This is a genomic window from Candidatus Binataceae bacterium (genome assembly GCA_035308025.1).
Taxonomy (GTDB): Bacteria; Desulfobacterota; Binatia; order Binatales; family Binataceae; genus JAJPHI01.
Genome location: DATGHL010000014.1, coordinates 64,011 through 70,771, shown reverse-complemented (window position 1 = coordinate 70,771; position 6,761 = coordinate 64,011). Strand labels below are relative to the sequence as shown.

General features: G+C 59.3%; 6 protein-coding genes. 3 read left to right on the top strand and 3 right to left on the bottom strand.

What is annotated here, in order from left to right:
* The first annotated feature begins 1,479 nt into the window (after positions 1-1,479).
* Positions 1,480-1,968, top strand: a complete 489-nt coding sequence (locus VKS22_04125) for an acetone carboxylase subunit gamma (protein HLW69790.1) — start codon at positions 1,480-1,482, stop codon at positions 1,966-1,968.
* An 80-nt stretch (positions 1,969-2,048) separates the two neighbouring features.
* Here VKS22_04125 and VKS22_04120 read toward each other — a convergent pair whose 3' ends face one another.
* The 3 genes from VKS22_04120 to VKS22_04110 all read right to left on the bottom strand — a co-directional run bounded on the left by VKS22_04120 (position 2,049) and on the right by VKS22_04110 (position 4,751).
* On the bottom strand, positions 2,049-2,321 hold the full coding sequence (locus VKS22_04120) for a hypothetical protein (GenBank protein HLW69789.1): 273 nt from the start codon (positions 2,319-2,321) through the stop codon (positions 2,049-2,051).
* 88 nt (positions 2,322-2,409) lie between these two features.
* The gene (locus VKS22_04115; protein ID HLW69788.1) at positions 2,410-3,525 is read right to left on the bottom strand and encodes a beta-galactosidase; all 1,116 of its coding nucleotides are present in this window, start codon (positions 3,523-3,525) and stop codon (positions 2,410-2,412) included.
* Between the two features lie 368 nt (positions 3,526-3,893).
* The gene (locus tag VKS22_04110) at positions 3,894-4,751 is read right to left on the bottom strand and encodes a sulfotransferase (GenBank protein ID HLW69787.1); all 858 of its coding nucleotides are present in this window, start codon (positions 4,749-4,751) and stop codon (positions 3,894-3,896) included.
* Between the two features lie 241 nt (positions 4,752-4,992).
* On the opposite strand from VKS22_04110, the gene VKS22_04105 reads away from it, so the two are divergent.
* Both VKS22_04105 and VKS22_04100 read left to right on the top strand, forming a co-directional pair.
* Positions 4,993-5,847 (top strand): alpha/beta hydrolase, encoded by an 855-nt coding sequence (locus VKS22_04105; GenBank protein HLW69786.1) that lies wholly within the window; start codon positions 4,993-4,995, stop codon positions 5,845-5,847.
* Positions 5,834-6,751, top strand: a complete 918-nt coding sequence (locus tag VKS22_04100; protein ID HLW69785.1) for an alpha/beta hydrolase — start codon at positions 5,834-5,836, stop codon at positions 6,749-6,751. The genes VKS22_04105 and VKS22_04100 overlap by 14 nt, the downstream gene beginning before the upstream one ends.
* The last annotated feature ends 10 nt before the right edge of the window (positions 6,752-6,761 follow it).

Here is a 6,761-nt window from a genome sequence, read left to right as displayed (position 1 = left end):
CTCTCCCGTAAGCCTTCCCGAACTTCAGAGGGCTTATAGCGAAGAGTTGAACCAGCGCACATAGCCCAATGCCAAAGCGCCGGCCTGTCCGAGCCAGAATAGCAGACCGGACCTTGTAGTGAAGTCCTTTAGACTTACCCTAATCATACTATCGCCTACGCGCTTACAGGCATGACGACCAATTGGGTCGGATCGGCTCCTGGTGGCTATTATGTCTGGCGCACGACTGGAGCTGACAAAAGCACGGGCGCCACGTGGGCAGGCATCACCGGCAATTTAATCACCAACGAAATTAGCGGCTTATATCAGGCGAGCAGCATCACAGTCGATCCCACCACCGCAAATAAGGTATATCTTACGACCGAGGGGTGCTTGCCGGCTATCGGATCTACGCCGCCCTGTGATCCTTTGTATAAGGCAACCGCTAACGGTTCGTCTACCCATTGGCTGGCGGCCGATGGTTTTGTGAATGGTGGCAACTTGTCAGAGATTAGGGGCCCGCCTATAAAGTACTCGTTGATAACACCGACCCAACCGGCAACAGCCTGCTAGCGGGCACGGCCGGTGGACTGTTTAAGAGCGGCGACGGCGGCGCGAACTGGTATCATACAACGGCAGTGGCAATGGTGCTGTACCCAATGTTCCCGTCTTGGACATCGAGCAGAATTCTGCAGGTCAGATATTCGTCGCCACTCATGGCGCGGGAGCATATAAGCTAGCCGTACCGGTTTTCATTGGTTCTGGCAGTAGCGAAGGAGAGTGTTCGCCAGCAGCGTGCGCGGTCAGCATAAGTCCGCCGAGCGCTGTGCAAGCAGGTGATGTGCTCGCCGTGGTGTTATCCGGCGTCGGCGGATCAAGCCTCCCGACGGCACCGCCCGGGTGGAGTTTTCTGCCCTTCGCGAACCTACGTGACGCGCAAAGCCTCGTGGGAGTCGACAATATCTCGTGCCCAGGAACACCTTTTGATCTACCCAAGTGGATGGCCGTGCATGTATATAGCGTCGGCGATCCTGCGAGCTACTCTTTTTCTGTCCCTCCTTTTAACGGTCCTGTAATTTAATAGGAGAGCTTGCTGCGCATCTGATAGCTTATCGGGGTGCGAGTCAGGATTTCAGCTCGTACACATTGGACGGCTTTAATAACAACAATCCAACTACAATAGTTAGCGCCGGACCAGTATCTACTGTCGGCGGAGCAACACTACTCACCATTTTTGAAGGCTCCGGTCTCGAAGGCCGAGAAGATGGCGGGGGAAAACTAACGTTTTCGAGCCCATCGGGATCACCCGCCCTTACCGTTGAAAGCCCTCTTGCGACCGTGCAGGCATTTTTAGACGCTGACGTCTTCACAGGAAGCTCTGGCGGCAATTTTGGACCCTATTCAACGAGCTACACGAATGGATTTGCCTATCCCAGCGCCAGCTTCCAGCTGCAAATTCCGCCTTTGTGAGTGCCGCGATGCGATTAGCGCGATGCAGAATTGATCGCCAAAGACCTGCAGGAAGGCTCGGCGACCGCAGCCTGGGTCGCAAAAATTCACGGCGTGGTCTTTGACCAAGACGGCGCTATCGACGCAGCAGCCCCCACGGCGCATTGGATCGAGTTGCGGCGCGCGCGTCTGATCAATCTGCCGGAGCGGAAACGCCGCGCGAAAGTCAACGTTGGCGCCGCGCGGTCAGTGGCCGAAAGCCTCGTGCTGGCGCGGGTCGGCGGCGAGAGCGTCCTGGGATGTAAGCGCTGCGGCGAACCGCTCTGTGCAGCGGACGAAAATTACAAAGAATTCTGCGCGGCCTGGGAGGATACGGTCGCGTCCGTGAATCCCTACGCGATCGACCCGCGTACTTTTGTCGACGAGGACGTGGTCTTTCGCGGCTACGCCTGCCCAGCATGCGGCGTGATGCTGGCTACGGGGATCGAACTCAAAGGCGACCGCCCCCACTGGGACATACGCTTCGAGGTCGAACGCTAGGCGGATCGCGTTCTGTTGCCCCGTTCACGACCCGCCCGTCGCAATACGGGACGGGCTTCCCGCGCTTCGCAGCAGGCGCTCTAAAGCGATGAGCTGCGCGATTTCGCCACCGCTCCGACCGGCGCGATCGTGTATTCGCGAGTCTTCGGACGCCGATAGAGCCGTCCGCTCGGCGCGCTCTGTTCCGGCGAGAAAGCAAAGCTGTTCTCGACCGTGAAGACCGAAAACTCCGCACCCGCCTCGGCCATCGTCACGGGCGTGCGCCTCGCCTCGAAGTAAGCCGCCGCGGCCAGCCAACTCACCATCCCGCCGACTGTCCCAATTACCAAACCAGCGCCAAAAGCCAGAATCATAACGTTAGCCCTCCGTCCGAAAATCGTCGATCCCGAGTGCTTCCTAAACGACGTAACTTAAAGTGAGCAAAGGCTATGCCGCGAAGTCTTATTGCAGTACGTGATGCGCTGACACTAACGCGCTCTGTACCGCCGGGTTGAGTGCGTCATTCTCGTAAAATTCCAGATACGCCGGGCCCGCGCTGAGCGCCAAAGTTATGGCAGCCGGGGTTTGCGATCCTTGGACCGTTCCCTCCTGATAACCAGTTGTGATGCGGCTGGCATAACTGGTTTCCGTCGCCCAGATGGTAGTCGCAGTCCAGCCGTTATTCTGCAGTGTGAATTGTGCCGGATAATCCGCGAGCCCACTCGAAGCGAAATCGTCAGTTACTTCAGAATCGCGCCCATAGCTCGGCGTATAGCGATTCCCATTATCGTCGATCGGCGGAAAGCCCGACCGTGTCAGCATCGCTTCGAGCTTGTTCTCGGGGAAAGCCCGAACGAACATTTCCATCACGCTCGCGAATGCAGACTCCACTTTCGCCGGCGTGTAACCCGCGGTTTGCCAGTCCGCGACGTCGTCGTCGCTGACGCACGAGGTTTTCCCGCCGTTGATCGGTTGCTTGACTGCGGTTGGCAGGAAAAGTTCCTGGGTCTTCGAGTTGATTCCCGTGATCTTAATCGAGGCGATCGTCGGATTATTCCCGTAGCGGGCTCCCGCCGCCGCCACCAAAGCTGCCCATTTCGTCAGATAGACCGGATCCCACGGCACCGGAATCGTCGCGACAGAGCAGAGCTTTGGACCCCAGCTCGCCTGATCCCAAATGAAGTTGAATTTCTGCGCGCCGTCGGCATAGACCCACGTCGGCGTTAGCCATCCGGCGCCCAGCACCAGCGAGACTTTTTTACCGCCTGCCGCGGCTTGGCGCAAAATTGAGTCCAGCAGCTTCCAGTTGAACTTCCCTTCGGTCGGCTCCAGCACCGTCCACGAGAACCCGGCGAGTACGCCATCGATATCCGCCGAGTCCATCACAGCGCTGTCGATCTTGCCGTTGTGAATGCCGTCCAACACATAAATCCCATTAGCCGCAGCGGGCGTCACGGCAACTATTGAAAGCGGTTTGTATAGCGGCTCGTCGGGTTCAAAGGCCCAGCTTGCGCCGACCCGTCCAAGGTTCGCGATAGACCACAAAAAAAACACTCCGATGAGATATTCGCGCCGCATCTATTAATCTCCCCCTTTGAGATGTTTCGGCTTATTCGGGGGAATGCTTCGCAATCGGAATGCCATACTGTCTTATTTAGTCAATTTAGCTTTACTATCTACTGATTGTGCCAATTACCGCTTTGCCTGAGTACTGAGTCGCGCCGGATCAACGACTTCGCGACATACGAAACCCGCTAATCCTTGGTTGAAATCGCAGCGCGATCATGGCTCGGAGCCAGGATGACTCAGGGGTGTCTAGACTCGATGTAATTAAGGCTGGCGTTTCGCCAGAGGTGAAATTCTTCACCAGTGACGACTGGACAAGTACAACGGGGCCGAGGGTGTTCCCTCGGCCCCGTTGCTGCGAGCGAGATGTAGTTCGGACTTTATCCGGCGGCGGGTGCTGACTTCCAGGCCGAGAGGTCGCGGCGGACCAGCTGCTCGAGCGCTTCGATCTCGGCCCTGAAGCGCATCCGCAATTCACCCGCGAAGTCCTTCGAGAGCGGCGGGATCGGATCGTTGCCGCCAACGAACAAACCCATCAGCCGCGACCGCTTGACGCCCTCGACGACGTTGCCGAGATGGCGCGCCTTGAGCCAGTCGGCGGTCCGCGAGCCGATCCGCGTGATCATCAGGCTGCGCGGGTAGACCGTCCCCTCCGACGAATGGATTTTGCGCGAACTCTCGTCGGCGAGCTTGAAGCGCGGGATGCCGGCAAAGTCGGCGATCCGATCAACGTAGCTCTGCGAATCGAGCGCGAAGTCATCGTAGAACGCCGCGAGCACATTCTCCTCGCCGAAAATCCGCCGCCACTCCGCCAGATGATAGGCGTAACGGCCCGACTCCAGCAGTTCGGGATCACTCTCGATCGCGTCCTTGAAGTCGCAGGTTATATCTCCGTAGGTCCGCTTCATCTTATAGAGAGAGAAGACCCGCACCACCGGATCGCGGAAGGTGCAGATTATCTTTGGCCGCGGGGTAAGTTGCGCAATTCGTTCACGCGCCACCGCCGACGCGAAGTAGGTTGGACAGATCTCGCCAGTGACGAGACTCGAGGTCTGATCGAAATTCGCCGCATACCAATCAAGCCCCAGATCGTAATGGCGATCAAAAAACTTTATCTCTTTGTTGGCCCGCGGCAGATTGGCGTGACCGACTATCGTTTCGTGCAGCCACGTTGTGCCAGTACGTGGCGGCCCCACGCCAAGAAAAGCAGGAAGCTTCAATGGCCTTTCGCGATTCATCACCAAATCCGGTATATGCAGCGCGAACGAGCAGCCCCGCGCTGTTTTTGCATGTCAAGTTTACGCCGGCGTCGGGCGTTTCGGAACGCTTGAAGATTCCACGACGGGATTGAAATTGCGAGTCCCGTTGCGGCCTTTCAAGAATATTCGTTGAAACAACTTTGGCCTTTGCATAAGCTACAACCTGCTTCGGAAAGTCAGGTTTTCAGTGCCAGATCTTCAGTGCCGGTTTTCAATGCGAATGGGGGTCGAGCCAAAACCGCTGTTTTTTTCGTCCGCCGGACGCCCGCTCTACGGGTTCTATTGTCCGCCGGCGAAACCGCGTCCCGCCGCTGCCGCGGCCGTCATTGCGGACGTTCCTGCGATCGTCGCCTGCCACAGTATCGGTCTGGAGCACATGGTCCCAACCCGCATGCTGGCGCTGGCGGTGCGCGGCGCCGCGGCGATGGGCTATCCTGCGATGCTCTATCATTCGCGTGGCCACGGCGACTCGTCGGGCGACTTTGCCGAGGTAACGCTCGAGGGACTCGTCGAGGACGCACTCAACGCCGCAGCTTGCGTGCGCGAGCAGTCGGGGGCCAAACGAGTCGTCTTTATGGGCGTGCGTTTCGGCACGCTCGTCGCTGCGACTGCGCTGAGTCGCTATCCGGACGGCGCCGGACTGATTCTGTGGGAACCGGTCCATCGCGGACAGGATTATTTCCGCCAGTTCGTCCGCGGCCTACTGTTTGCCGCGGTTGCGCGCGGCCAGAAACTCGGCGAAACCGCCGACGACGTGCTCAAGCGCGTCGAGCGCGACGGCCGCGCCGATATCCACGCAACCTATTTGCACGAGAAATTCTACTTAAGTTCGCGCGACGCCAACCTCGCCGCCACGATCGAAGGCTGGAATGGGCCGACTTTGATCGCGCAGATCCAGCCGCGGATGAGCATGACGCCCGACAACCAAAACCTCGCGGCGGCTCTTGAAGGGCGCGGCGCGAAGGTTACCTCGGTGCGTATCAGCGAGGAACCGGGCTGGCAATTCTGGCGGATTCCGTGGGTCTCAATCCCGCTGTTAGAGCAAACAGGAGCTTGGCTCGATGCCTTGGCGTGAAACTCCGCAAGAGCTAGCGCGGGCGCGCGCGGAACGCGCCTTCATGATGGCTGGGCCGCGTGGTCAGCTCATCGGTATCTACACGCCGCCGGCGCCGGAGGTGGTGCCTGCTGACCTCTGTGTCGTGATGCTCTCGCGGCCGCGTTTCGAGCATCGCCGCATGACCGTGCAGGCCGCGCGGCGGCTCGCCACAAACGGCTTCGCCTGTCTGCGCTTCGATCAGAACGGCTGGGGCGAAAGTGAAGGCGAGGATCTGCCAATCAACCCGGAGAAACCCCGTCAGTACGAATCATTGACCGCTATAAAATATGCGCGCGAGAACTTTGGCCATACGCGCTTCGTGATGTGGGGCGCCTGTCTCGACGGGCTTTCTGCGCTCTCCGCCTTCGACGGCGAAGCCGCGGCGATCGAGGGTCTGATCATCATGTCGTCGCCCGTCACCCGCCTGCCCTCGTCCGACGTTTACACCTGGCACAACATGACGCGCTGGGCGCTCGACCCCGAGCGCTGGCGGCAGGTGCTGTTTTCCGTCTCGACGCGAAAGCTGGCGCGCCGCGCCATTAAAATTGCGCTGCGCGGGACGCTCGGTCGCGCGCTGGGCGACGATAAGCTCGCCGTCAGCTTCCAGCAGAATTTCGATCTCCTGGTCAAGTCGCGCGCCTGCGCCCTGTTTCTGTACGGCACCGAGGACGAGGAGTACAAAACCTTTCAGGTCGCCGAAGAGCATCTCTTTACCCGGCTCGACGCGGCGACCCGTCAGCGGCTCAAAATTGAGATTTGGCCCGGTCGCGTGCATTCCGTGCTCGACGTCGAGCGGCAGCAGGAAGTGGTCGAGCGCGCCGTCAGCTGGGTGCTCGCGCTCCGTCCGAGTTACGCCCTCGAAGGCGCGATCGCCGGCTCTTAAGCCCCATCGC

What these genes read in the sequence shown, in the direction of transcription:
- VKS22_04105 (HLW69786.1), top strand. Translation starts at nt 4,993, where the DNA reads ATGGGGGTCGAGCCAAAACCGCTGTTTTTTTCGTCCGCCGGACGCCCG.
- VKS22_04110 (HLW69787.1), bottom strand. Translation starts at nt 4,751, where the DNA reads ATGAATCGCGAAAGGCCATTGAAGCTTCCTGCTTTTCTTGGCGTGGGG.
- VKS22_04100 (HLW69785.1), top strand. Translation starts at nt 5,834, where the DNA reads ATGCCTTGGCGTGAAACTCCGCAAGAGCTAGCGCGGGCGCGCGCGGAA.
- VKS22_04115 (HLW69788.1), bottom strand. Translation starts at nt 3,525, where the DNA reads ATGCGGCGCGAATATCTCATCGGAGTGTTTTTTTTGTGGTCTATCGCG.
- VKS22_04120 (HLW69789.1), bottom strand. Translation starts at nt 2,321, where the DNA reads ATGATTCTGGCTTTTGGCGCTGGTTTGGTAATTGGGACAGTCGGCGGG.